Origin of the sequence: Clostridium sp. UBA5119 (genome assembly GCF_002414285.1) — a bacterium.
GTDB classification, from domain to species: Bacteria; Bacillota; Clostridia; order Clostridiales; family Clostridiaceae; genus Clostridium_J; species Clostridium_J sulfidigenes.
On record NZ_DHYX01000063.1, the window covers coordinates 20,031 to 46,128 of the forward strand.

The window sequence follows — 26,098 nt, forward strand, 5'->3', positions numbered from 1 at the left end:
TATTATACTAATTTTTAACTCTATATGTAAAAAGAGCTATTTTAAAATAGATAGCTCCATATTAAAATAGCCACTTTCATTAACTATAAACTATAGTAATTCACTTGAGCTAACACTTCCTAAGAATGGTGGATGTTCCCCATTTTTAGGAATACCAATAACTGTTGCACATAGCAAAACAAAAACTCCTAGTACACACATTTTTTTACAGAACTTACTCATTTATCAAAGCACCTCCTTTATACATATTTTATCATTGAAGGAAACAGATTGCAATAAACTTTGTATCATATATAAACACTTTTCTGCCTTTTCATATTCTTTATTTTTAAAATAAAGTTCTTGAAGTTTAGTATAATATTTTATCTTCAAATCTGAATTATTAGTATTTTTCAAAACCCCAATAGCAGCTTCTATAACCTTTTCTAATTCTTCTTTCATATTTAATTCACAGTAAATTTTCTCAAGAAGTTCATATCCCTTAAATATATACTCATAATCATTATATTCGTTAGCTTTTTCAATGCCCAGTTCTATTATCATTATAGCCTCGTCATAAAGCTTTTTACTAACATAAATATTAGCTTTTTCAATTAAAGTGTGAGATACATTTTTATTATCAACCTTATTCCTAATTTGTTGAGACTTATTATAGTAATCTAAAGCCTTGGATAATCTTTCTTCTCGTCTATATAAGGAACCTAGATTGTTATATATGAGTCCTAATAGCTTAGTGCTTTCCTTATCGTTTCTTTCCTTTACTATTTCAATTAATTCCTGAAGTATTGTAATTGCATTATCTATTTCATTTAATCCTTCATAACAGTTGGCCTTTAATATATTTACATAAACATAATTTAAAAATTCTTTTTCAAACTCAATCCTATTGATAAATTTATTTATAATATCTATAGCTTCATGAAATTTATTTATACAGCTATATGCTACTGATAAATTATATGTAGCATACCTTAAAACCTTTTCATCCTTAAACATCTCTGCATTATATATAGCTTTATTAAAATATACAATAGCCTCTTCATAATCAAGAAGTAGTGATTTAGAGTACCCTAATCTATTATAAACGTAACATATTTCAATATTTAGTTCTTCACCCCTTAAAATATCCATAGAATAAAAATAATTTTTATAGGCTTCTAGATATTGATTTTCTTCAAAATAAAGATCTCCCCTTCTTCTGTACACCTTGGCTTCAATTGAGTTTAAGTTATATCTTTCTCCAATATTCATAATTTGGTTTAACTCATCCATAGATAAATCATTTTTAAGGATTTTTTCGCAATATAATTTAGCATCCTCTTCTACACTTCTTGAAAAATAATCTTCTTCTAGCTCTAATTCAATATTTAATTCTTTAGCTTTTTTCATAAACTTTTCAGCAATAGTCGTTGATGCCTGTAATGTAATATTCCTTCTTCCATTCTCCAACAAACCTAAATATCCTCTGGTAAAATGAGAATCTTGAAATTCTTGCTGAGTCATTTTTAGTTGTTTTCTTAATAACTTTATTTTTTTATTTCCACTTAAAAACTCCACACTTTTCTCCATAGCCTTCTTATTAAACCCCTTCTATACCTAAGTTTTAATTTATTATTTTCTACTTCATCTTAAATCATATCATTTTTAAATTCATACTACAATAAATTGGATACTACATTTATATATAATATGTATCTCAAATACATATTATTCCATAAAAATATATTCTTTTTTTATATCTTCATAAAATTTTAAGCTGAAAATAAAAATTTATTTACAGGATACTACATTTTTCGAGATACAATATGTAATATTCATTGTTTCACTGTAAACTGTTAAAGTAATTTGACTTAAACTTTTTATAGCATTTTTGATACAAAAATATATAATAAAAGTATAATATTAATAAGGGGATGATTTTATGAACAAAAAACTAATCTCAATTCTTGCAACTGTAGCTTTAGCTGCAACCTTCACTTTTCAACCTGTAAATGTACAAGGCTTAGAAAAACCTACAAAAAATAAAGCAGATATCTTAAAGGAATTCAAAAATTTAAACAAAGGTAAGGAGAAAGTTCACATTGATAACAAAGATGGAATGAAACTATTTATAAGCGGTATCCTATCTGAAACTGTTAATCCATCTTCTAGTAGTGTTATTGATTTCTTAAATGAAAATATGTCACTATTCAATATGAAAAATATTAAAAATAACTTTTCTCTTATCACTGCTGAACAAGATGATTTAGGATTTACCCATATAAAACTTCAGCAAACCTTTGAAGGAAAAAAAGTTTATGGAAAAACTATAACTGCACATTTTGATAAAAATGGTACTATTACTGGACTAACAGGAACTTTAGAAAATAGAATATCCTCAGTAACTAAAAAGAATAATAAACCCCTTACTGCAGATAAAGCTATAGAAATAGCTAAAGCTTCTAAGACATTTACTGAATTAACAGAAGAAGTCAGAGCTGAAAATTATATATACTTCGACGATAAAAATGCTTATGAAGTTTATAAAATAAACCTTGCTTATGATCTTCCTGAAGTGGAAAGTTGGGAAATATTTGTAGATGTTTATAGTGGTGATATTATAAAAACAGAAAGTTTAATAAGAGAAGCTGGTCCAGTTACTGGTACAGGCATTGCTGTAAATGGTACTACTAGAGAGTTAAATTTATACCAAAATAAAACTAACTCATATCAATTAAAAGATACCACTAAACCTATGACTGGAACTATAAACACTTATACAGCTAACTATAGAACTACAACAACTGGTACGTTAATGACAAGTTCTAGTACTACAGTTTCTGATAAAGCCGCAGTAAGCGCCCATAGTTATGCAGAAGTTGTATATGATTTTTATAAAGATTTATTTAATAGGAATAGTTTAGATAATAGAGGCATGTCCTTAACTTCTGTTGTACACTACGGCTCTCGTTATAATAATGCCTTTTGGAATGGATATAAGATGGTTTATGGTGATGGTGATGGCTCCTATTTTGCACCATTATCAGGAGATCTTGATGTAGTTGCTCACGAAATGACTCATGGAGTAACTTCAAATTCTGCAGACCTCGCTTATGAATACCAATCTGGAGCATTAAACGAATCTATGTCAGATGTTCTAGGTGTTTTAGTACAAACCTACGACAAGTACAACGTTGCAAATGGTGGTCAATGGACATTCAATTCTTCTGATTGGGTAGTTGGAGATGAAATTTATACTCCAAAAGTATCAGGAGATGCGTTAAGAAGCTTAGCAAATCCAACACTATATGATCAACCTGCTCACATGAATAATTATCAAAATCTACCAAACACACAATCTGGAGACTGGGGTGGAGTTCACATCAACTCTGGGATTCCGAATAAAGCCGCTTATTTAGTTGCTCAAAATATAGGCTGTGAAAAAACTGCTCGTATATATTATAGAGCATTAACTGTTTATTTTAACTCTACTACAAACTTCTCTCAAGCAAGACTTGGTTTAATACAAGCTGCTACAGACTTATATGGAGCTAATTCAATTGAAGTACAAGCCGTATCTAATGCTTTAACATCAGTTGGAATTCTAGGTAACTAGCAGTACACCTATTTATAAAAATTTAAACTCTATATCTAGTATTATGATTAGATATAGAGTTTTTTATTTTGTTTTTATTTATAATAGGATAATGCCTTTTTACCCATCTTAGTCCATACTAACTTAAATGTGCTTTTATCAACCTTTGCATTTTTAACTCCAGTTAAAGGATCATTATAATATATTGAATTCTCATCCATCCCTGTAATTAATACTGCATGTTGAGTAAAATAAGAATTTATAATCGTTCCATTACTGGTCCAAGTATGAGAGACTTTTGGTTCTTTAAAAGTAGATGTTATCCACACTACAATTGGTCTTCCACTTGACAGTACATTTTCCAACTCACCATAATCACATCCCGTCAAATCTAGTGCTTTATCTGGTAAGTATTCATTTATTACTGGTGCAAGAGCCACAGGATCTATAGAATATCCAGGAGTTTTCCCTGTTATATCTCCAACGAATCCCTTCTTCGGATTTCCCCATTCTATTATACTACCTTTTGAGTCATATTTGATTGGAGTTGAATCTCTCTTTACTTTTCCAATTACAGAATCCTTACTAACGTTAACTCCTGCATAATTTAGCATCATAGTTAAAGATGTTGCCTCACATCCATTTTTATATTCTGGCAACTGATTAATTATAGCTACATCTAGATTTATTTGCTTTGATGCATTTAATGCTTTTTCTAATTCATCTTTCTTTCTCTGAAGCTCCTCTTCTTTTAATCGCTTTTCTTCAGCTTTTTTAGCTTCTGCTTCTTCCTTAGCTTTTCTTTTAGCTTCTTCTTTTGCTGCCTTTTCTTCTTCTTTTTTCCTTCTCTTTTCTTCCTTCTCAAGCCTAGCTTCTTCCTCTGAACTTATATAACTAACATTGCCCTTGCTAGCTAAAAAACTCATATGATCTTGAAGAGCACTAACCTTTTTGCTTTCACAAATATATATGTTAAATGTAATTACTAATGCTACAAAGGAAAGTGCTAATATAAACAATGTAAAAAGCCTTTTCATAGTACTCCCTCCTCGTATACAACTCCTATGGACTATTAATTAAAATCCACCTTTTTAATATTATCGTCAAGTTCTGATTGTACTTTAGGTGGTTTAGTTGCAATATATACAGCTGCTATAATAATTATTGAACCTATTATTTGACTAAATCTCAAAGTTTCTCCAAGTATAAAGAAGCTAAATATAAATGTAACTACAGGACATAGATTTAAGAATAAAGTAGATATACCTACATCTAATTCCTTAAACGCAAAATTATATCCAAAGTTTCCAAAAGAAGAGCATATTAATGCTAAAAATAAAAGATTTAAAATTATATTACCATTAATCATCTGGAAGTTTATAGTTTCAAAAGGTAATAATGGTATAAATGCTAGTGTACCAAAAATAGACTGATAGGTTGTAATGGTTATGTTAGAATATTTTTTAAACAGAGGTNNTAATTATTAAATATCCACACCATGCTATTACACTACCAAACATATAAAGATATCCTGATAAAGACCCTCCTAATACATCTTTTCCTATAACTAAATAAATTCCAAATATAGATACTATAATACCAATTACACTTAATCTAGATATCTTTGTTTTATAAAATATTTTATCTGCTATTATTGCTGCTACAGGTAAAGTAGCTACTATTATGGATGCTGAATTAGCAGACACTCTTAATATACCATTATTTTCAAAGAAGAAATATAAGGTGATAGCAAAAATTCCACTAACAGCCAATCTTGCATAATCTTCTTTATTAACTTTCTCCTTATTTGTAAATTGTTTTATTATAATAAGTGTTACAGTGGCAATAAAAAACCTAACAAAGGCCATTGCTACAGGTGAAAATGCATCTAATACTACTTTTATACTAACAAAAGAAATTCCCCAAGCTACCACTACACCTATTAACGTTATGTACGCTAATGCTTTTTTTGTCTTCATAATTTTTCCCCCTATCCGCATGCTTAATTATATCATAATCTTGTACTATTTCTATTATTAATATAAACATTTATTATACTCTAGCATCTTATATTGATATAATAAATCCACTACACTTATTAAAATCTTATAAATGTAATGGATTATTTTTTATTTTATAACTTTGTGGCATATTTTTTTTCAAAATAATGAACTACTTCATACATTAAATAAGCAATTATTGAGAGAATAACCACACTCATCATTACCATATCTAATTGTGCTACTTGTCCTCCATATACTATTAAGAAACCAAGTCCTTTTTTTGCTACTAAAAATTCTCCCATTATAACTCCTACCCAAGAAAGTCCTACACTAATCTTTAGTGCAGATATAAAAGTTGGTGTCGTAGCAGGAATGATTAAGTTAGTTAAAATTTTAAACTTTGACGCACCAAAAGTCTTTAAGAGTTTTATTTTATCTTCTTCTACTTCTCTAAATCCTGAAAGTATACTTATTATTGTAGAAATTATGGAAATTAACAATGCCATGATTATAATTGCCTTCATTCCATTCCCTGCCCAGAATATTATTATAGGTCCTAAAGCTACTTTAGGAAGTGCATTTAGTACTACAATATATGGATCTAAAACATTGGAAAGAAAGTCTGACCACCACAACATTATTGCAATTATAGTCCCTAAAAAGGTTCCTAAGGTAAATCCAATTATAGTTTCAAAACAAGTTATTGTTATATGATTAATTAAAGCTCCCTCATTATACAACTTCATAAAGCTCTTAAACATTCTTAATGGTGTACTGGTTAAAAACGGGTCAATAATCTTTAAATTGCCTAATACCTCCCAAAGAAGAAAAAATGCAACTAATATAAGTATTCTAGTAAAAATAATCTTTCTTCTGTTTCTTTTTACCTTCTTTAAATATTCTTCATGTTCCTTACTTATCATCATAATCCATCTCCTTCCATATATCATTAAAATATACTCTAAACTTACTGTGTTCACGACACTTTAAAGGAGTTAGATTTTCTCCATCAAATTCTATCTTTATAATTTTCTTTATTACCGCTGGTCTTTTTGATAAAACTATTATCCTAGATGACATAGACACAGCCTCTGAAATGTCATGGGTGACCATAATGGCTGTTTTACCTTCATTTTTAATTATTTCATATATTTCATCACTTACATTGAGTCTAGTTTGATAATCTAAGGCTGAAAATGGTTCATCTAAAAGTAGAACTTCTGGGTCTAAAGCTAGGGTTCTAATTAAAGCAACTTTTTGCCTCATGCCGCCTGATAACTGTCTTGGATAATGATCCTTAAACTCCCATAGATTATAGTTTTTTAATAATTTCTCTAATTTTATTTTCGCATCATCATTCATCATCTTTTTAATTTTTAATCCTATACTTACATTCTGCAATACCGTTAACCATTCAAAAAGTTGATCCTTTTGAAACATGTATCCAATTTTATCTGAGTACCCTTCTTGAACACGTCCATCAACTAATATATTTCCTGATGAAGCTTCAATAAGCCCAGATACTATATTTAAAAGTGTGGATTTCCCGCATCCTGAAGGTCCAACTATACTTACGAACTCTCCACCGTTTACTGTGAAGTTAATATCTTTTAATGCAACAGTCTCTGCAGATAGTGTATGATAATTCATGTAAACATTCTTTATTTCAATTGTATTCATATCTCCATCTCCATATCTTTATTTTTTATCTTCTTAGTTTTCTAATTTCTTTTCTATAATTACTTATAATCCTTAGCTTTAAAGTTCTTTAATATTTTATAGTACTAATATATGAGGTTATAATAAATGTTGATAATAAAACTTATACCTTATATAAATAAAAGGAATATGCCTTTAAAATCCTAAAGACATGTTCCTTAAAAATTATTTATTTGTATATACAATCTATAGATTTCAATTATGCTTAAAAATCATTTTTCTTTATTTCTTCATTGCCTTTTCACTAATTGAATTATTAACTATATCTTTAAATGGTGGTCTTTTAGTTAGAAGCTCAGAGTCATAGGATTCTATAATATCCATTAATCTATTCATATCCTCTTCGCTTACTGTTGGAGTTTTAGCATAGGCTTCTATTTTTTTATAATTCCTCACAACTGTTGCTATTACTTCTTCATTTGTTCCTGGAAAGAACTCTTTTATAGAAGTGGCAACTGTAGTATCCTTATTAGACATTACCCACTCCTGGCCTTTTTGAATAGCCTTAACAAATCTTACTAACAAATCTTCATTCTCATTAATATAAGATTGAATAGTATAAAAACATGTATACGGAAGGTTTCCAGCGCTTTCTCCAATAGATGCTACTACAGATCCATTTATTTCATTTGCTATTACACTAGCAGTTGGTTCAAATATTGCAGCATAGTCTCCAGTACCGCCTTTGAATGCTCCTGGAACTGCATCAAATGCTATATTAGTAACTAAATTTAAGTCCTTTTCTTTGTCAATATTCTCATTTTTTAATACATACTCAAGAGCCATTTCAGGTACTCCACCCGGTCTTCCTCCTACAACTGTCTTTCCTTTAATGTCTTGCCATGAAAACTCACTATGTTTTTCTCTAGATACTAAGAATGATCCGTCCTTTTGAGTTAACTGNNTACCTTGATTATAAATATACATTACTTGCTCTGGTCCTGAGAATCCAATATCAACACTTCCACTAATAAGTTGTTGCATAGTTTTATCTGCACCTTGGCCTGTGGAAAGTTCAATCTCAATTCCTTCCTCTTCAAAGAATCCCTCACTAATTGCTACATACATTGGTGCATAAAAAATGGATCTAGTTACTTCATTAAGTCGTATAGTTGTTATTTTATCTTTATTTCCTTGATTTTCTTTGTCTGATATCTTATTTTTATTACATCCTGTAAATAATCCAACACATATAAATGCACAAATTAGAACACTTAATAACTTAATAGTTTTCTTTCTCATAATTTCCTCCTAGAATAATATTAGCAATCCAGTTTAACACTTCACTTCTCATACTCTATAATATGTAGAATAATGATTTTTGCTAACTAAAGTTTATAACTAATAATTACTTATATTAAAAAAGTATATTTGTATAAATTATAAATACTGTGATATTTGACATGTATTATAACTCATGTTAGTATCCTAGTGTAGCACTATGAAACTTAATAATGGTCATAAATCTATATACTTAAAATGTATTTTATGTTTAGTATTAAATTTATATATTCTATTCATTTTACATTGCATAAAGGGGGATTTATATGTCTATAGCAATAATGGCATGTAGAAAATTAGTGGGTCAATGTTCTGGAACTGGATGTTTTGATGCCTATAATACTTTAACTGATGCGTTTCAAAAGTATGAAAATTCAAAACCTATATTATCAAGCTTCTTCTATTGCAGCGGTTGTAATAAAACTATATTAGGTGAAGAAGATTGGAATCATAAAATAGAACAACTTAAAAGAAAAAAGGTTAGTACCATTCATATAGCTCTTTGTATAAAGGTTGAGTGTGATAATTATAATAAACATGAAGTGCTTCTAAAAAATCATGGATTCAATGTCATTCATGGCACTCATAGGTAATCAAATTTATTACATAATTTGAATAAATGAATTAAAATTCATTAATAATAATAAAAGTGACCAGTAGATAAAATTTCAATTGGTCACTTCTATGTTTATATGATTTATCTTATTAAATAATAACTCTAATTTATTTTATTATCTATATAGTTATATTTATTTACAAATTTAACTATGTTGTATTTTTATGTTATAATAGTGTTAAAATATACAAGGAGATGATAAATTTGGAACTCAATTGGAGTCTTAAAGAGCTTTATTCTTCCTTTGAATGCAATGAATTTAAAGAGGATTTGAATAAGCTCGATGTACTTATAGAAAATTTCATAACTACTACTAATAACATTATTGATAGTACAGATTCACCTGATAAGTTGTTAGAAAATTTCATATCTATGAATATAGAATTAAAAACTCTAGCAAGGAAATTAGGTAGCATGGTTCACTTAACTCTTAGTGTAGATACCAAAAATTCAGCTGCTTTAAAATATGATGATATTCTTTCTTCTAAAATTAGTAATCTAGCTGAAAGTGAAGCTAAAATTACAAAATGGATTGGAAATCTTAAAGATTTAGATAAAATAATTCAAGGTTCTAGATTACTTAGTGACCATAATTTTTTTCTTAAAGAAAAGGCAGAAAATTCAAAATATATGCTAAGTGATAAAGAAGAAGCTATAATAGCAAAAATGAAAAATACTGGATCAGATGCTTGGTGCAAACTTAAAAATGTGCTAACCTCTGGCCTTATGGTTGATATAGAACTATATGGAAAAAATAAACAACTACCTTTATCTATGATTAGAAACATGGCTTATGAAGCTGACTCAACTATTAGAAGAAAAGCTTATGAGGCTGAAATTAATGCTTATGAAAAAATTCATGATGGTATGGCTGCTGCTATTAATGGAATAAAGGGTGAAGTTATAACACTTTGTGATATGAGAGGGTTTCCTTCTCCACTAGATAAGACTCTTTTTAATTCAAGGATGGATAGAAAAATTTTAGACTCTATGCTAGACGCTATTAAAGAATATCTACCTATATTTAGAAAGTATCTCAAAAGAAAAGGGGAACTTTTAGGTCATAAAAATGGTCTACCATTTTATGATTTATTTGCGCCTATGGGTAATGCTGATATGACTTACACCTATGAAGATGGATATAAGTGTGTAATTGATAATTTTAGAACCTTTAGTGATGACTTATCAGATTTCGCTAAAAATGCCATGGAAAAATCATGGATAGATGTTTTACCTAAAGAAGGAAAGGTAGGAGGTGCATTTTGCTCTAGACTTCCTCATGTAGGTGAGAGTAGGGTGTTATTAAACTATGGTAATACCTTTAGTGATGTAGTTACCCTTTCCCATGAACTTGGTCATGGGTATCATGGATATTGCCTTAATAATGAAAGTATATTAAATGCACATTATCCTATGCCAATAGCAGAAACAGCTTCTAACTTCTGTGAGACTATAGTAAAAAAAGCAGCTATTAAAACAGCTACTAAAGAAGAAGCTTTCTCTATCTTAGAAACTGAAATTAGTGATTGTACTCAAGTTATAGTTGATATTTATAGCAGATTTCTATTTGAAAGTGAATTATTTAAAACAAGAAAAGAAGGTTCNNGTTCTCTTAGTGTAAAAGATTTAAATGAAATAATGATTAATGCTCAAAAAGAAGCTTATGGAGATGGCCTTGATTCTAACTTCCTTCATCCATACATGTGGGCTTGTAAAACTCATTACTATTATGCTGAAAATAATTTCTATAACTTTCCTTATGCTTTTGGTCAATTATTTGCAAAAGGTCTTTATGCAGAATACTTAAAGAGGGGCGATTCCTTCCCAGAACAATATAAAACCCTTCTTTCAGCAACAGGGAAAAATTCTTTAAGCGATATAGCTAAAATAATGAATATTGATATCTCTTCTAAAGACTTTTGGATAACCTCTTTAAAAATGATAGAAGAAGACATCAATCTATTCTTAAAATATAATAGTTAAGCTTGTATTATAAATTTAAGAAAACAGTCTGCTTTAAATTATTTTAAATCAGACTGTTGTTATTTTGCACATTTAGTAAATTAGTAAAATCTATACTATTTCTCTAAGCCTGCAGCTTCTCTTATTTTATCTATATTCTTATCTTCTTTATTTTTCTGAAGCATCATGTAAACATATATTGGTATTCCCACAAGCATTAAGATAAATCCATACATTACTACATCAGCTCCTGTTCCATATATAGCATATATAGAATAAGCAAATGCAAGTAATGAGAAGAATGAACTCTTTAAGAAGTTTATAAAGCTAAAATCTTTTGATTTCTTACATAGTAATACTATTTCAGCAGCGGCTGAGAATGTATATGCTGGTAAGAATGATAATGTAGCTAGTAATATCATAAAGTCAAAGGCACTTCTAAGAGACCCTACATAGTTCATTATTAATAGTAAATTCATGCATACACTTCCTATAACAAGAGATGCTACTGGAGTATTAAATTTAGGATTTATACGCTTAAATATTGCTGGGAATAATCCATCTTCAGCTGCTCCAACAGCACTTCTAGCTGTTGTTAATAGCCATCCGGAAGTTGCTCCTAAAGTAGAAATTAATGCACCAGCTGCTATGAAAGTGCCCCCCCATGAAGCCCCTGTAGCTTTTTTTATAATATCTGCTAGTGGTGCATCTGAGTTTGCAAGAGCTGATTGATCCATAGCACCCATAGAAACAATACTCATTACTATATATATAGCAGACACTATTAATATTCCATATATAGTACTTTTTTTGATATTCTTCTCTGGATCTTTTATTTCTCCACCTGCTACTGTAGCACTTTCTAATCCTACAAAAGCCCATAGTGCTATAGCTATAGCTGATGGTAATGTTCCCATCCCGCTTACTTCTGGACTAGATACAGTCTTCATATAGCTTGGATCAAAATTTAGTGCCGCAATTACAATAAATACTACAAGTACTGCAATTTTTAATACCGTTGATATAACTCCTATTTTTCCAACATATTTTACACCATATATATTTATTAATGTAAATATCCATACCACTGAAGAAGATATCAAGAATGCTGCTAGTGGATTGTTTGCAGCTGGAACAAAGTATGTAAAATAACTCATAAATGCTGTAATTATAGCAGCATTTCCTACCCACGCACCTATCCAAAAGGACCATGCAATTAGAAAACCTGCAAAATCGCCAAAGGCAGCTCTTGTATAAACAATAGGACCTCCAGTTTTAGGCATTTTTGATCCTAAATTAGCAAAGCTTAAAGCAATAAGTAATGATCCTATTGAAGTTAAAACCCATGCTAGTATAGCTACTTTCGGGTTTGTTACTCTTGCGAAACTTGCCGGTGACATAAAAATTCCTGAACCTATTACATTTCCAACTACGATAGCTGTAGCTGCAGCTAGTCCAAGATCTCTCTTTAATGAAGCATCAGTTTGTATTCCGTCTTTTTTAGCCATTTTTTTCCCCCTATAATTGATTTCATTTAAAAGCAGTTAATTTACTTTTAGAAACCTTAGACATTAAATTTCCACTCAATTATCTAGTTTAATTTAATCGATTACAAAAATCAACCTATTTTTAAATAATTTTTTATTATTTTTAAGGAGATTTTATCGATATTTATACGCAGATTGTATGTTTAATGTTTATTGTGAACAATATTGTATTAAATGAATTTTTATCAATAATATATTTTCTACTTTCTATATAAAATTCTTCATAAAATACACCATTAATTTTTATTAATAAGGAACAAAACTCTATGAAGAAATCTTCTCCATAGAGTTTATTTAAAATTAATATTTAAATTATCTTGATATTGTAGTATTTACTTTAACTGTATCCTTTTTTAGTATAAACATTAAAAATCTTATAAGCACATATAATACTATAACAGTTGCAATTACCTCTTGAAATTTAACTACATATTTCAGCCAAGAAATTTCTTTTCCAGCTTTAATCAAAAATCCATTAGTACCCTTCATTGCAATTGCGCTTATTACCATAGGGAATGTAAATGCAGCATAACTGGGATAAAATTTAAGTCTTAACCCCTGTACAAGATACACTATTCCACATATATATAATACCATTACCAATACTGCTAAAAACATGACCATATTAATATTCTTTTCTGGAAAAGAATTTAAATATGCCGCAAGTGTAAGCGCAGCTGGAGCTGCAAATATTACTGTAGTTGGAAGGGCTGGTTCTGGAATTCCCTTTACTATAAAGGTTCTATAACCTAAAATAGGAACTAATATAATAAGTGAAATAAAGGCAATCCAGAAAAAAGCTTGTCCTAGTTGAGCTAATTTAAATGCTGGCGCAGTTATTCCACCTACACCTATTCCCACATAAACAATAAATGTACTTGGAAACATCTTCTTAATATCAAATTTAAATATAAAGTTTTTAGTATAAAATATTATTAGGCCTATATGTATTAGTACTCCAATCCACCATAGAATAGCTCCAGGTGTATAAGATATTTCCTTTAAATATGCAGATAAAAGCATAACTCCCATGGAGTAAGTAGGTATAACTGCTGCAATAACGGGATTATTTATTTCTTCTTTTACACCTTTCCAACAAATTATAATCTTTATTGTAATAAGTATTAGTATTATTGCAGATATCACTCCTAGGATATTTTTAAATACTATATTGTATGATGATAATAAATTTCCTAATGAAGCTAAAGCAAGCATTACGGCTGCCATAGGTAGTGGTATTTTTTTTATATAGTTCATACTCATATTCCTCAACTATTCATCAATATTTTCAATATTTAATTCTCTTACAATAATTTCTGCAGCCTTCTCTGCCATTTCTCCAGTAAATCTTATGCATTGTGCTTTATGCTCACCAGATGCCATATCCATACCTTTAGTTTGAACACTGCAACATAAACATTTATGCTTTTGTTTAAAACTATCTTGTAATTCATAGGCTAACTGTAAAGCTTTAACACTCTTGGGATCTTGAGGATTACTTCCTTTAGTTCTTCCAAAAAAGTATCCAAGACATAAAACAGCTCCTGTAACAGCTCCACATGTACATTTTGATTTTCCAATACCTACTGGGAATCCAGAAGCCATGGCAATCATTTCATCTGGCATGTCTACTTCAAAGTTACTTTTAATAGATGCAACTATTGCTTCTGAACAATAAAACTCACCTTTTCTGAAATGTTCTTCTGCAACCTCTCTAACCTTTTTCACACTAATTTTTTCAATCATTGCATATACCCTCTTTCATATTTAATTCATCTTCATTATAACTATTTGCTAATAAATAAACTTTAATAATTATAATATTAAATAGTTATATTTTATCCATTTGAATTTCAAATAGGCTATGAATTAATATTAGGTATTTGCCAATCAATCTCCTTTTGTCCAAAAGATTTTAATATATCGTTAGTCTTAGAGAAATGCTTACATCCCATAAATCCTCTAGTTGCAGATAAAGGACTTGGATGTACTGAAGTTAAAATACAGTGATTAGGACTTGTAATAAACTTCATTTTTTCCTTTGCATTATTTCCCCATAATAAAAATACTATAGGCTTCTCCCTTTCATTTAATAATGTTATTATTCTATCAGTAAAATTTCCCCAGCCCTTATTTTTGTGTGAATTGGCCTCACCTTCTCTTACTGTAAGCACAGCATTCAAAAGTAGTACTCCTTGTTTTGTCCAAGGAACTAAGTACCCATTATTAGGAATATAGCATTCTAAATCATTTTTCAATTCTTTATACATATTTAAAAGAGATGGCGGAATTCTAACTCCAGGTTGAACTGAAAAAGATAATCCATGTGCCTGACCAGCTCCATGATATGGATCTTGACCCAATATTACTACCTTAACATCCTCATAAGATGTATATTTAAGGGCATTAAAAATATTATTCATATCTGGGAATATATTTCTAGTTTTATATTCACTAATCAAAAATTGTCTTAATTTCATGTAATAAGGCTTATCAAACTCTCCTTTTAACTTTTCATCCCAAGAGTTCCCTATATTAACCATTGTTAATCATCCTTTCCATTGATTACTTATGTAATTATATTTATATAATTACTTATAAAAGCTTTTATGTCAATGACTCTTATAAACAGAATTCTTTGCTTTAGAGGGAGCTTTACTCCAATTTAAAGAAAATGTGAGTATTACAGTTAATAGTCGTCGGATAAAGAAAGCCCTTCTGCTACTTTGCAGAAAGGCTTTCACCATTTATTATAACAATAAAATCATTATACTATCATGATATTATTTCCGGTAATTACCCCGTTCCTTATCCCATGATATTTCTTCAGAAAATTCTTCTTTAAATTTCCTTAGTTGCTGCTTTGTTTTGGGGTTAGTAGCTATATGTGTAGATTGATAAACATTCTTCACNNCTATTCCTCCTTCAAATTTTCGTTTCTATGAAATCAATAAAACCTTCAAAGGCATGAAAACTTACTACAAAACAAATAATGATTTTATTGGTATGATAATATTATGTCACCAAGTAATTTTTTTATGTATTTATTAAATAATTTTTTATTTTTAAAATCACATTCCACTTTAAATTGTATACTATAATAATGTAATAATATTAAGGAGCATGTTATGTTCATTAGGAAACCTTATGATATTAACTTACAAGATTTTAATACTAATAGATACTTATATGACGAAGAAGACAGCGAAAAATGCTATGATGAACGAATAGTACCTCCATTTTTCCCAGGAGGTCCTAGCCAATCAGCACCACCATGGAATCAACCACCAAGACCTCCAGTATCACAACCTGGTTCACCTTCAGGTCCACAATCTGGAGGACCTCCAGGACCTCCCCCAAATATGACGCCTAAGAAATCATTTTCTTCAGGACCACAGACTAAAGCTGTATCCCCCGGATCTATAAGACCTTGTAGATTCCAATTTGTATATATATGGCTTCGTAATGGAAATTCTTTTTGGGCGTGGCTTATTAATGTAGATAGACGAACTGCCTATGGATTTAGATGGACTGGTTGGAGATGGGTTTACTTTGGTATAAGCTTAAACAGAATAGATTACTTTGAATGCTTTGGTAGACGTTATACCCCACCAGAAGATAATCTTACGCCTACCTTAGAAACTCAAGTATTATCACCTTCACAATTCAAACTTGAATATCCATTTATTCAAAATAATGGAAATGAAGATGCTACTAGTGTAGTGAATCAAGAAATTATTGATTCATTGAATTCTTTATGGCTTAATGAAGTTTTAGTTCCTGAAAAAGTGAACTTTACAACAGTAGAAAGTGCTTATGAAGTTCCGCTAAATTCCGACGGTCTATTAAGTATAGTAATGTCTTTGTACACAGAAACTGAAGATAATCCAACTGGAAGTACTTTATTTACTTCTTTAACTATGGATGTTAATACTGGAGAGGTCTATGACTTTGGTAACTTATTTAATAGTAGCATGAACTATACTGAAATTGTTAGTGATATAGCTACACAAAAAGCTAATGAAATGAATGTAAATTTCACTACCCCATATACAGGAGTTACAGATACTCAAAAATTCTATTTAACTCCTGAAGGCTTAGTATTATATTACCAAGTTGATGAATTTACACCAGCCTCTAGCGGATTATTTAGAATTACTATTCTTTATAATGAACTTTCCAACATTTTACATCAAGAAAGCCCGCTAGTTCGACTTATTCAAACTCAGTTCCGTTAACGAATAACTATAATATTTAACACTTAATAAATTAATTATAAAGTAGGACTTATTTTAAATAATTTGAAATAAGTCCTTTTCTTAATTTATTCTTAAATTTTATATGTTCTATCACTGTAATTTTCAATAGAGCCTTTAACTAAGTCATATTATTTAAAAGAATATATTGTATTAATATCTTTAGCTGTATAATAGTATTATATAAATATAATTTAGTTTAGAAGGCAGGTTTTAAATTATGTATAACTATCTCACTGAAAAATCACTTCAAATTCTAAAAGATGAACTTGAACATAGAAAAAATGTAGTTAGATTTCAGATAAATGAAGAATTAAAAGAAGCTAGAGCTCATGGAGACTTAAGTGAAAATTTCGAATATAAAGCAGCTAAAAAGAACAGAGCTGACAATAATAGACGTATGGGATATCTAGAAAAAATGATTAAAACGGCAAAAATAATAAATGATTACACATCAGAAAATCAGGTTGGTGTTGGAAAAATTGTAACTCTAAGATTTCTAGATGATGATGAGGAAGAAAATTTCACCATGGTAACCACTGTTGAAGCAGATCCTCTTAATAATAAAATTAGCATAGAGTGTCCTTTAGGGAAATCGTTATACAAAAGAAACTTAGGTGAAAAAGTAGAAGTTACATCTCCAGATGGCTGTTATAGTGTAATCATAGAAAAGCTCCAAATGATAAAATAATAAAAGTGGCTATGTCAAAATAATCTAAATCTCATTTTGACACAGCCTTCTACTTTGTATTAAATCACTTCTACAGATATATTATCTTCAGATGTATTATCTAGTAAAAAATTCTTCTTCTTAGTCATGTAATATAGAATCATCACAATAGTTATTCCTTTAAGTACACTACTCATACTAATGCTCCACCAAACTCCATCTATGCCTAAAAGGTTTGGTGATGATAATATCATAGATGCTGGAACTCTAAGTCCTGTTAGTATGATGCTTACAGCTGCAGGTATATATGTTCGTCCTAAACCATTGAACATTCCTACCGTTGTAATTTCAATGCACATAAATAATTGAGAATATCCAAGGATTCTTAAATAATCTGTGCCTAATCTTATAGCTTCTTCTTCTTTTATGAATACTGAAAAAATTCCTTTTCCACCTATTATTAATACTAGAGTGGCTAAAATTCCAACTACACCTGCTATTAAAATAGTAGCTTTATAGCCTTCCTTAATTCTATCGTATTTTTTAGCTCCATAATTTTGTCCTACAAAAGAACTAAGGGCTGTTGAAAATCCACCTGCAGTCATCCAAGTTATTGCTTCAATTTGAACTCCTACTTTTTGTACTGCTATAGCAACTTCGCCAGATCCAGCTATTACCCTTGCTATTAAAATAGAAAAAACAGTAAATAGTCCAGTTTGAGCTCCTGATGGAATTCCTAATTTACATATAGTTTTTATAGCTCTAAAATCAGGTTTCTTTAATAGAGTAAATTTCAAATATTTTTCTTTACTCTTTAAAATAGATATTAAGAAACAAGTTACAACTATACTTTGTGACCCTATGGTTGCTAAGGCTGCTCCTAAAACTCCCATCTTTGGAATAGGTCCCATACCAAAAATTAAAATTGGGTCAAATACTATATTAACTACTAAACCAACAGTGTTAATAATAAAGGGTGTCTTACTGTTACCTGCTCCATTAAATATTGCTGTTAGTACTGGTATTAAATTTGTTATAACCATCCCCATAGCTATTGTAGCTAGATAAGTCTCTGCCATGGATATAACTTTCATATTTTCTAATTGAAAAAATGCTAAAAACTTACTCCTAAATAATAATATTATTATTCCCATGATTAAAGATAATACTATATTAATTTGTAAAGCACTAACAATATAATTTCTTGTAGCTTTTTCATCTTTACGTCCCAAACTTTGGGATACTTTTACCTCTGCACCTACTTTAGCTATCATGGTAAGAGCTGCAGCTAAATTACTAAAAAAACCTGCTGTTCCTACTGCTGCTACTGCTGTACTTCCTATTCTTCCAACCCAAAGCATGTCTGTTAGATTGTATGCCATTTGGATAAATGAAGTTGCCATAATAGGAAGAGCTAATTTAACTAGCTTTCCACTTATAGACCCTTCTGTTAAGTCTATTCTTTTCTCCATAATATCAATCCCCACCACTATAAAATTTTATGCTATTAATTGCTTATTAATATTTCTACAACACCCCAATAAATATTTTACTTCGTACTACGAAGAATGTCTACATAATTTTAATATGTATTTTTCTTGAAACTATTTATCATTCCAATTTTTCCTAAATAAATTTGAGATAATAAAAATACCATGATTTATATATAACTAACTTGTTATATATAAATCATGGTTAATCACATATTTAATTTACATACATTCAATTTACTTTTTCAAAATCATTATATCCTCTATGGTCGCCCTATCTGCTATAATATTATTTCCTAAAACTTCTCTCACTTTATCAACTTGAGATGTCAACCCTTCGAAACCAAATTTATTTTTACTTATACCTTCAAAGTATTTCTCTACTTCCTTTGTAAGTATATTACAGTCCCCTTTAATAATTTTGTAGGATTCCATTATTTCATCCTTTGGTTTTGAGAATATAATACTTCCATCCTTTATAAAAGTAATATAATCTGCTATTCTTTCAAGGTCTGAAGTTATATGAGTAGATATTAATACCCCCATATTTTCATTTTCCATTAGACTTTGAAGTTCTTCTAAAACTTCGGATCTAACCACTGGGTCTAATCCCACAGTAGGTTCATCCATTATTATAAACTCTGCTCCATGGCTAAGGGCTATACATAATGAAAATTTCATTCTCATACCCTTAGATAATTCTTTTAGTTTTTTATCCTTATTAAGCTCAAACTTATTTAAATAATAATTAAATTTATCCTTATCCCACTTACTATATAACATAGAAACCATGTTGCCATTTTCTTTTAAAGACATATGGTCATAGTAGCAAACTTCATCATAAACAAAACCTATTCTATCTTTTATTTCTCTTTCAAACTTAACGTTATCTTTATCAAATACTTTTATATCTCCACTATCCTTCTTTACTAAATTCATTATAAGTTTTATTAACGTAGTTTTACCTGCACCATTTTCCCCAATTAACCCCATAATAAATCCCTTAGGCAACTGTAAAGACACATTATTTAACTTAAAGTTTTTATATTTTTTACATAAATTATCCACATATAATATATTATCCATCATATTCCTCCTACTATAGGTTATATTCTTCAGCAAGTACTCTTAAACTTTCTATGATTTCTTCTACTGATATTCCAGCTTTAGAACCTTCCTCTATTGCCTTAATTAGATAGTCTTCCATATTTCTCATGATAGATTCTTTTAAAAGCTCCTTATCTTGAACATTTACAAAGGATCCTTTCCCTGGAACTGTGTATATAAAACCTTCTCGTTCTAGCTCATCATAAGCTCTCTTAGTTGTAATTACACTAATTCTCAGATCTTTAGCAAGTCCTCGTATAGATGGTAATGACTCATTAGGCTCTAACTTATTTGTTAAAATATCGTCCTTTATTTGTTTTTCTATCTGAGAATATATGGGTTCTCCCGAAGAGTTGTTTATTATTATATTCATTGAATTTCCTCCAAGTTTAAATGTATTCTTTAAATTTTTTCCACCTATAAATCTCTCTTTCTATATCCAATTATAGACAATACTATAAAGAAAAAATATATTATAATCCCTATTAGAGTAATACCTATAGCTAAATACACTCTAGAAATTGTGCTTACTAATAAATACTTACTAATTCCTATGAAAATATTAGGACGTATCTTATCAATAAGCTTCATAATAATTATAGGCACATTTATAACTGCAATAATAATGATTGCAGAGTATTTTGCAGCAATACTATAATCATATCTATAGTATACAAAATTAGTAACTCCAATTATTAAACAGTAATATATAAAAGATAAAGATTGAATAATATAAATTATATTTAAATTTTCTTGATTAAAATTTCCAACTAAAAATACTATTAACATAAGTATAGATGAACATAAAACATAAACTATGAAATAATAAATAAATTTACTTATCACTACATCAACTCTTCTTACCGGGAAGCTATTAATTATTACATCATAGTTTCTTCTCAATTCATCTGTTGCTGTAAATTTATTTGCTATTAACGGTACTATAAAGGTTCCCAATAAATAAATAAAAAGTGTAGCTTCAAAGCTATACATAGAAGCAAAACATAATGCTATCCCTACAACCAAAAGAGAAATAGTATAAATATATCGACTAGTTATAAAGTCCTTTTTTAAAAGAGCTCCCATAAATTCTCCTCCTAAAAATCTTTCTTTTCATAAATAACCACTGATATAGTAGCAATTAAAGCTAAAATACCTAATACCAGTGCAACTAATATAATGTTACTTCCTAAAGTATTACTTTGAAATATCACTAAAAGTCTTTCTATGCTTGATAACCATTCAGGTAATGCTTCTCCTTTAAGATACTCACCTATGGTTAAAGTTCCTGCCATTATAACAAAGAAGATAACAAAGTAAAATATCTTTGCAAACTTTATTCCTAATGAAAAATATACACAATAATAAAGAGCTACAAATATAAGAATATAACTAACAGTCCCTTTAATTACAGATGGAAGCAATTTTAAATACTCTGCTGGATATATCATATAAATTAGATTATTTAATAGTACTCCTATTACTGTTACTATGATTATCCACATAATAGAAAACAGAAACTTACCTAATACATAATCACTTCTTTTACAAGGACTACTAAGTATACTAATGTGAATGTTATCTCTAGCTTCCATTTCAGTAAAGGCTATGCTAATTACCCCACCCATTAGTAAAAAATAATTAAATAAGCCAGCTCCTTTGTTCGCAACTCCAAACACTATAACTACTACTATCATTATTAGTCCACTTTTGTTGCTGTATAGATTAAATATTCCCCTTAAATCTCTCATGGCCATTTTCCACATTTATTTTCTTACCCCCTTATTCATAGCTACCATAATTTCTTCCAAAGATGGCTTCTCACTAACAATTTTCTGCCTTATACTTTTTTCAATGTGTTTATCTTTAATTATTCCTTCAAAACCATATGGTGTTTCTCTTAATCCATATATAACTTTTTCATCAAGGTTACTTAATAAAGCCTTATCCCCTTTAATTATTTTATATTCCTCCATTAATTCACTAGTAGCCTTAGAGAAAACTATCTTTCCCTTTTGAATATAAGTTATATAATCTGATATCTTCTCTAAATCAGAAATTATATGACTTGAAATTAAAATACCTACATTTTCGTCTTGTATGACCTCTTGAAATACATCTAAAATATCACGTCTCATAACTGGATCTAATCCTGAAGCCGGTTCATCTAGTATTAAAAATTCTGCATTATGACTTAATGCTAAAGCAATGGCAAATTTCATTTTCATTCCTTTGGATAATTCCTTCACCTTTTGCTTTTTATTTAAGTTAAATTTCCTTAAATAATTTTCAAAAACCTTAGTATTCCAATTTTTATAAAAACTAGAGATTATTTTTTCATTATCTCTAATAGACAGATTTTCATAATAAAAGCATTCATCATAAACAAATCCTATACGCTCCTTTATCTCTCTTTCATTGTCAATATTATCTTTACCAAAGATTTGAATTTCACCTTCATCTCTTTTTAGTAAATTCATAATTAGTTTTATAGTAGTTGTTTTACCTGCTCCATTTTCACCTATAAAGCCCATAATATGTCCTCTATCTAAACTAAATGAAATATTATCCAACTTAAAATCTTCGTATTTTTTAGTCAAATTTTTTATTTCTATTATTTTATTGGACAAAGTAACACCTCCATTAATTTTTATAAATTTTAATTTAAAATTAAGTTTACTATAACTATTGTTTGATTCTGTTAATATTCAGTATGTACAGTGCTTCTAAAAAATTAAACTAAACAGCTTCTTTATACTAACAGTATATATTGTTTATATACACTATGTCAATACTAAATTTAATTTAAAATAAAAACACCTGAGCATTAGTGGCTTGTCAATGCTTAGGTCTTTTTATCTACATATATGTTAAGCTTATTATATTTAAAAAATTTATATTAAAAATAATATGATGCAGGATCTATATTAGTTCCATTTTTAATAACTTCAAAATGTATGTGAGGACCTGTTGACCATCCAGTAGAACCAACATTAGAAAGCTGTTGACCTCCCTTTACTGTTTGTCCAACACTTACTGATAAAGATGAGTTATGAGCGTATAATGTACTAATGTCTCCATGACTTACTACAACAACATTACCGTATCCTTCCATCCATCCTGCATAAGTTACAGTTCCAGCCTTAAGAGAATACACTGGAGCACCATATGGAGCACCTATATCTATTCCTTTATGAAATTCTTGCCCTCTACCTACTGGACTAGTTCTATAGCCAAATGGAGATGTGATAGCATATCTAGTTCCCGTTATTGAATACATTCCATTAGTAGATACTTGACTTGAAGATGATCCATTATCTGACGGTTTATAATTTGATTGAGAATCCGAACTTGAACCTCCACGAGAAGGTCTGCTTGCAGCTTTTTCCATAGCTGTTATACTAGCTAAAATTTCTTTAGATTCTGCTTCATTTTGAGCTAGAAGCTTTTCTGCTGTACCTAATTCATTTTCTGCCTTTGCCATAAGTTTTGTCTTTTTATCTTTTTTAGAATTTAATTCTTCTAAGTTTGCATCCACAATAGCTTTTGCATTTTCTAAAGTTTTCTTTTCTTCAGAGGATGCCTTTATATTTTTATCTAACTCTTCTTGATTTGCCTTATATTTATTAATTTCTTTATTGTCAAAAGAAATTAAGGTATTAATTATATCTACCTTTTCAAAAAAATCTGAAAAACCTTCGGCACTAAGTAGAATCTCTATGTAGCTTGTACCATTGTTTTTATATAAAACTCTTAGTCTTTTATCCATGATCTTTTTACTTACTTCTAATTCTTTTTTAAGTTCACTAGATCTTTCTTCTAGCTCTTCTATTTTATTAGTAGACTGTGAAATTTGAGCTTCTAAATTATTTACCTCACTATATAACTTGTCCATATTATTGTCTAACTCTGAAATTTCACTTAATATATTATCTCTGTTTTCTTCTAATTCAGATACTTTAGCCTTATTACTTTCAATTTGCGTTTCAATTTTTTCAGATTTACTTTTTGCATCTGATAAGTCATCCGCTAACACTGTTGATGACATTAAACTACAGCTTACAACTACCGCTGCTATGAATCTTAATTTTTTATTCATGGTTTTCCCCCCTAATGGCACCTTTTCTCCATACTTTTACCAATATCTATTTTTAATTCTAGCAATGTACACCCCCCTTGTCAACATAACTAGGGGTTTTGGTATAAATTTCATATTTATAAGGAACATTCTAAACTCTTTATTAGACTCTGTATTTGCTTAAAATGATAAATTGAAAAATAAAAACTCTAGGCCATTAATTTAATAGCCTAGAGCCTGTTTACTGTATAAATATTTATTCTATTACAGAACTCTCTTCTACTTCTGATTCTATAGTTTCAGGTTCTATGATAGTTTTTTCTTCATCATCTTCTAGATCTTCATTTTTCTTATTTAAGGTTATTCCCTTTACTAGCTCTACAAGGTCTATACCAGTTAAGGAATTGATAACTTCTGGAACTTCAGCCATGATATTAGCTATGTTCTTTGATACCTTAGCTGCTCCACCTTGACCTCCATTGTCAATAATAACCATTTTCTCAGTTTTAGATAATGGCTCTGCTATATTCTTTGCTACCTCTGGAAGCTTTTCTGTTAACATTTGAATAATAGCTGCATCTCCATATTCCTTATAAGCTTCAGCCTTCTTCTTCATAGCCTCTGCCTCAGCCTTCATTGCATCTGCATTAGCCTCTCCTACTAATCTTATAGCATCTGCTTCTGCCATACCTTTAATTTTTATTGTTTCAGCCTCTGCTTCTGCTCTCTTAATCATCATAAATCTCTCAGCTTCTGCTGCTTGCTCAGCCCTATATTTATCAGCTTCTGCTACTTTTTTAACTGTAGATTCAAGTTCTTTCTCTTTTTTACGTACTTGTTGCTCTGCTATATCAGTTTGTCTTTGTTCTTCAAATAATTCTGCATCCTTTAAGGTTTCTACAACTTTCTTATGAACTATATTCTTTTCAACTTCATAAGCAAAGTCTGCCTTAGCTTGCGCCTTTTTCTCTTCTTCTTTAAAGGATTGAACTTTTAATTCCTTCTCTTTATTAGCTCTAGCAATTTCAGCTTCTGCAAATATTTGTGCTTCCATTCCAAGTCTCTTTGCTTCTGCAGTTTTTTGCATTTCTTCTCTCTTTGCTTCAGCCTCAGCTATAGCTGCATTTTTCTTAACTTCTGCTATTTGTCTAGCACCAAGTGCTTGAAGATATCCCTTAGTGTCGTCTATGTCTCTAATTGTAAAGGTCTTTATTTCAAGACCCATTCTTTCAAGGTCTGACTTTGCAACATTTTCAACTTCATTTGCAAACATTTCTCTATCTTTGTATATCTCTTCAATACTCATTTTTGAAACTATTTCTCTTAGTTTACCTTCCAGTACATCCTGTACAGTTCCCTTCATTACTTCAATAGTTTCTCTTTCTTTTCCAGTATTAAATTGCTCCATAGCTAATAATACACTTGCAGAATCTGATTTAACCTTTATTATAGCTACTCCATCAGTATCTATAGGTACTCCATTACTATCTAAGGATTCATGAGTCTTTACTTCAACCTTCATGTTTTCAAGTGATAATCTATTGGTTTGTTCGAAGAATGGAACAACAAATCCTCCCTTACCACTTATAACCCTTCTCTTAAGTCCCGTAACTACAATAGCCTTATCTTGGGCTGCCTTCTTCCAAGTAATACAAATAAGCCAAATAATCGCTAATGCAAGAATTATCCATCCTAAGTTGTCAGTAAAAATTTCTAATAGTTCTCCCATTTACACTTTCCCCCTAATTATTTTAGGCATCTGAAAATAAATAATAAGTCAAAGATGGGAAGTATA

25 protein-coding genes are annotated in these 26,098 nt (G+C 29.6%); 5 read left to right on the plus strand and 20 right to left on the minus strand.

The annotated features are described in order from the left end of the window. Positions 1-90 precede the first annotated feature (90 nt). On the minus strand, positions 91-222 hold the full coding sequence (locus B2671_RS10270) for a hypothetical protein (protein WP_346870328.1): 132 nt from the start codon (positions 220-222) through the stop codon (positions 91-93). A 3-nt stretch (positions 223-225) separates the two neighbouring features. Continuing rightward, positions 226-1,557 carry a helix-turn-helix transcriptional regulator gene (locus B2671_RS10275; RefSeq protein ID WP_346870329.1) on the minus strand — a complete coding sequence of 444 codons (1,332 nt, stop codon included), beginning with the start codon at positions 1,555-1,557 and terminating at the stop codon, positions 226-228. A gap of 364 nt (positions 1,558-1,921) precedes the next feature. Between B2671_RS10275 and B2671_RS10280 the strand changes: the two genes are divergently transcribed. Then, positions 1,922-3,595 carry a M4 family metallopeptidase gene (locus B2671_RS10280; RefSeq protein ID WP_346870330.1) on the plus strand — a complete coding sequence of 558 codons (1,674 nt, stop codon included), beginning with the start codon at positions 1,922-1,924 and terminating at the stop codon, positions 3,593-3,595. 74 nt (positions 3,596-3,669) lie between these two features. Here the strand turns inward: B2671_RS10280 and B2671_RS10285 are convergent, their stop codons facing one another. From B2671_RS10285 to B2671_RS10310, 6 genes are all read right to left on the minus strand, one after another. Next, a complete protein-coding gene (locus B2671_RS10285) occupies positions 3,670-4,611 on the minus strand; it encodes a C39 family peptidase (protein ID WP_346870331.1) in 942 nt (313 codons plus the stop codon). 35 nt (positions 4,612-4,646) lie between these two features. Then, on the minus strand, positions 4,647-5,045 hold the full coding sequence (locus tag B2671_RS10290; protein ID WP_346870363.1) for a DMT family transporter: 399 nt from the start codon (positions 5,043-5,045) through the stop codon (positions 4,647-4,649). Beyond that, positions 5,038-5,574 carry a DMT family transporter gene (locus tag B2671_RS10295; protein ID WP_422653237.1) on the minus strand — a complete coding sequence of 179 codons (537 nt, stop codon included), beginning with the start codon at positions 5,572-5,574 and terminating at the stop codon, positions 5,038-5,040. Before B2671_RS10295 ends, B2671_RS10290 begins: the two co-directional genes overlap by 8 nt. Positions 5,575-5,708: 134 nt before the next feature. Further along, positions 5,709-6,503, minus strand: coding sequence for an ABC transporter permease (locus B2671_RS10300; RefSeq protein ID WP_414632080.1), 795 nt, complete (start codon positions 6,501-6,503; stop codon positions 5,709-5,711). Further along, the gene (locus tag B2671_RS10305) at positions 6,490-7,257 is read right to left on the minus strand and encodes an ABC transporter ATP-binding protein (protein ID WP_346870333.1); all 768 of its coding nucleotides are present in this window, start codon (positions 7,255-7,257) and stop codon (positions 6,490-6,492) included. The genes B2671_RS10300 and B2671_RS10305 overlap by 14 nt, the downstream gene beginning before the upstream one ends. 261 nt (positions 7,258-7,518) lie before the next feature. Then, positions 7,519-8,538 carry an ABC transporter substrate-binding protein gene (locus B2671_RS10310; RefSeq protein ID WP_346870334.1) on the minus strand — a complete coding sequence of 340 codons (1,020 nt, stop codon included), beginning with the start codon at positions 8,536-8,538 and terminating at the stop codon, positions 7,519-7,521. A 305-nt stretch (positions 8,539-8,843) separates the two neighbouring features. Between B2671_RS10310 and B2671_RS10315 the strand changes: the two genes are divergently transcribed. Both B2671_RS10315 and B2671_RS10320 read left to right on the plus strand, forming a co-directional pair. Continuing rightward, complete coding sequence (locus B2671_RS10315; protein ID WP_346870335.1) at positions 8,844-9,170, plus strand: CGGC domain-containing protein; 327 nt, start codon at positions 8,844-8,846, stop codon at positions 9,168-9,170. 227 nt (positions 9,171-9,397) lie between these two features. Beyond that, entirely contained in the window at positions 9,398-11,176 is a 1,779-nt protein-coding gene (locus B2671_RS10320) for a M3 family oligoendopeptidase (protein WP_346870336.1), read from the plus strand. 95 nt (positions 11,177-11,271) lie between these two features. Here B2671_RS10320 and B2671_RS10325 read toward each other — a convergent pair whose 3' ends face one another. From B2671_RS10325 to B2671_RS10340, 4 genes are all read right to left on the minus strand, one after another. Then, the gene (locus tag B2671_RS10325) at positions 11,272-12,663 is read right to left on the minus strand and encodes an amino acid permease (RefSeq protein ID WP_346870337.1); all 1,392 of its coding nucleotides are present in this window, start codon (positions 12,661-12,663) and stop codon (positions 11,272-11,274) included. A gap of 351 nt (positions 12,664-13,014) precedes the next feature. Continuing rightward, complete coding sequence (locus B2671_RS10330; protein ID WP_346870338.1) at positions 13,015-13,959, minus strand: TDT family transporter; 945 nt, start codon at positions 13,957-13,959, stop codon at positions 13,015-13,017. A 15-nt stretch (positions 13,960-13,974) separates the two neighbouring features. After that, positions 13,975-14,448, minus strand: a complete 474-nt coding sequence (locus tag B2671_RS10335) for a C-GCAxxG-C-C family (seleno)protein (RefSeq protein WP_346870339.1) — start codon at positions 14,446-14,448, stop codon at positions 13,975-13,977. 116 nt (positions 14,449-14,564) lie between these two features. Beyond that, the gene (locus tag B2671_RS10340) at positions 14,565-15,245 is read right to left on the minus strand and encodes a uracil-DNA glycosylase (protein ID WP_346870340.1); all 681 of its coding nucleotides are present in this window, start codon (positions 15,243-15,245) and stop codon (positions 14,565-14,567) included. Positions 15,246-15,830: 585 nt separating this feature from the next. Between B2671_RS10340 and B2671_RS10345 the strand changes: the two genes are divergently transcribed. Both B2671_RS10345 and greA read left to right on the plus strand, forming a co-directional pair. Beyond that, entirely contained in the window at positions 15,831-16,940 is a 1,110-nt protein-coding gene (locus B2671_RS10345; protein WP_346870341.1) for a DUF3298 and DUF4163 domain-containing protein, read from the plus strand. A gap of 238 nt (positions 16,941-17,178) precedes the next feature. Next, positions 17,179-17,649: a transcription elongation factor GreA gene (greA, locus tag B2671_RS10350; protein ID WP_346870342.1), complete on the plus strand. Its 471-nt coding sequence runs from the start codon at positions 17,179-17,181 to the stop codon at positions 17,647-17,649. 59 nt (positions 17,650-17,708) lie between these two features. Here greA and B2671_RS10355 read toward each other — a convergent pair whose 3' ends face one another. The 8 genes from B2671_RS10355 to B2671_RS10390 all read right to left on the minus strand — a co-directional run bounded on the left by B2671_RS10355 (position 17,709) and on the right by B2671_RS10390 (position 26,032). Continuing rightward, the gene (locus B2671_RS10355; RefSeq protein ID WP_346870343.1) at positions 17,709-19,100 is read right to left on the minus strand and encodes an MATE family efflux transporter; all 1,392 of its coding nucleotides are present in this window, start codon (positions 19,098-19,100) and stop codon (positions 17,709-17,711) included. Between the two features lie 255 nt (positions 19,101-19,355). After that, on the minus strand, positions 19,356-20,204 hold the full coding sequence (locus tag B2671_RS10360) for an ABC transporter ATP-binding protein (protein ID WP_346870344.1): 849 nt from the start codon (positions 20,202-20,204) through the stop codon (positions 19,356-19,358). Positions 20,205-20,217: 13 nt separating this feature from the next. Further along, positions 20,218-20,598 carry a GntR family transcriptional regulator gene (locus tag B2671_RS10365; protein ID WP_346870345.1) on the minus strand — a complete coding sequence of 127 codons (381 nt, stop codon included), beginning with the start codon at positions 20,596-20,598 and terminating at the stop codon, positions 20,218-20,220. A gap of 44 nt (positions 20,599-20,642) precedes the next feature. Further along, on the minus strand, positions 20,643-21,311 hold the full coding sequence (locus B2671_RS10370; RefSeq protein WP_346870346.1) for an ABC-2 transporter permease: 669 nt from the start codon (positions 21,309-21,311) through the stop codon (positions 20,643-20,645). A gap of 11 nt (positions 21,312-21,322) precedes the next feature. Continuing rightward, a complete protein-coding gene (locus tag B2671_RS10375; protein WP_346870347.1) occupies positions 21,323-21,991 on the minus strand; it encodes an ABC-2 transporter permease in 669 nt (222 codons plus the stop codon). Further along, positions 21,992-22,855 (minus strand): ABC transporter ATP-binding protein, encoded by an 864-nt coding sequence (locus B2671_RS10380; protein ID WP_346870348.1) that lies wholly within the window; start codon positions 22,853-22,855, stop codon positions 21,992-21,994. Between the two features lie 269 nt (positions 22,856-23,124). After that, positions 23,125-24,324: a murein hydrolase activator EnvC family protein gene (locus tag B2671_RS10385; protein ID WP_346870349.1), complete on the minus strand. Its 1,200-nt coding sequence runs from the start codon at positions 24,322-24,324 to the stop codon at positions 23,125-23,127. Between the two features lie 235 nt (positions 24,325-24,559). Beyond that, positions 24,560-26,032 (minus strand): flotillin family protein, encoded by a 1,473-nt coding sequence (locus B2671_RS10390; RefSeq protein ID WP_346870350.1) that lies wholly within the window; start codon positions 26,030-26,032, stop codon positions 24,560-24,562. Between the last annotated feature and the right edge of the window lie 66 nt (positions 26,033-26,098).

Excerpts from the sequence above, each read along its gene's own strand:
- B2671_RS10325 (WP_346870337.1), bottom strand. The coding sequence starts at position 12,663 with ATGGCTAAAAAAGACGGAATACAAACTGATGCTTCATTAAAGAGAGAT.
- B2671_RS10340 (WP_346870340.1), bottom strand. The coding sequence starts at position 15,245 with ATGGTTAATATAGGGAACTCTTGGGATGAAAAGTTAAAAGGAGAGTTT.
- greA (WP_346870342.1), top strand. The coding sequence starts at position 17,179 with ATGTATAACTATCTCACTGAAAAATCACTTCAAATTCTAAAAGATGAA.
- B2671_RS10305 (WP_346870333.1), bottom strand. The coding sequence starts at position 7,257 with ATGAATACAATTGAAATAAAGAATGTTTACATGAATTATCATACACTA.
- B2671_RS10285 (WP_346870331.1), bottom strand. The coding sequence starts at position 4,611 with ATGAAAAGGCTTTTTACATTGTTTATATTAGCACTTTCCTTTGTAGCA.
- B2671_RS10355 (WP_346870343.1), bottom strand. The coding sequence starts at position 19,100 with ATGGAGAAAAGAATAGACTTAACAGAAGGGTCTATAAGTGGAAAGCTA.
- B2671_RS10330 (WP_346870338.1), bottom strand. The coding sequence starts at position 13,959 with ATGAACTATATAAAAAAAATACCACTACCTATGGCAGCCGTAATGCTT.
- B2671_RS10280 (WP_346870330.1), top strand. The coding sequence starts at position 1,922 with ATGAACAAAAAACTAATCTCAATTCTTGCAACTGTAGCTTTAGCTGCA.
- B2671_RS10335 (WP_346870339.1), bottom strand. The coding sequence starts at position 14,448 with ATGATTGAAAAAATTAGTGTGAAAAAGGTTAGAGAGGTTGCAGAAGAA.
- B2671_RS10300 (WP_414632080.1), bottom strand. The coding sequence starts at position 6,503 with ATGATGATAAGTAAGGAACATGAAGAATATTTAAAGAAGGTAAAAAGA.
- B2671_RS10270 (WP_346870328.1), bottom strand. The coding sequence starts at position 222 with ATGAGTAAGTTCTGTAAAAAAATGTGTGTACTAGGAGTTTTTGTTTTG.
- B2671_RS10315 (WP_346870335.1), top strand. The coding sequence starts at position 8,844 with ATGTCTATAGCAATAATGGCATGTAGAAAATTAGTGGGTCAATGTTCT.
- B2671_RS10360 (WP_346870344.1), bottom strand. The coding sequence starts at position 20,204 with ATGGATAATATATTATATGTGGATAATTTATGTAAAAAATATAAAAAC.
- B2671_RS10375 (WP_346870347.1), bottom strand. The coding sequence starts at position 21,991 with ATGTGGAAAATGGCCATGAGAGATTTAAGGGGAATATTTAATCTATAC.
- B2671_RS10345 (WP_346870341.1), top strand. The coding sequence starts at position 15,831 with ATGTTCATTAGGAAACCTTATGATATTAACTTACAAGATTTTAATACT.
- B2671_RS10370 (WP_346870346.1), bottom strand. The coding sequence starts at position 21,311 with ATGGGAGCTCTTTTAAAAAAGGACTTTATAACTAGTCGATATATTTAT.
- B2671_RS10390 (WP_346870350.1), bottom strand. The coding sequence starts at position 26,032 with ATGGGAGAACTATTAGAAATTTTTACTGACAACTTAGGATGGATAATT.
- B2671_RS10385 (WP_346870349.1), bottom strand. The coding sequence starts at position 24,324 with ATGAATAAAAAATTAAGATTCATAGCAGCGGTAGTTGTAAGCTGTAGT.
- B2671_RS10365 (WP_346870345.1), bottom strand. The coding sequence starts at position 20,598 with ATGAATATAATAATAAACAACTCTTCGGGAGAACCCATATATTCTCAG.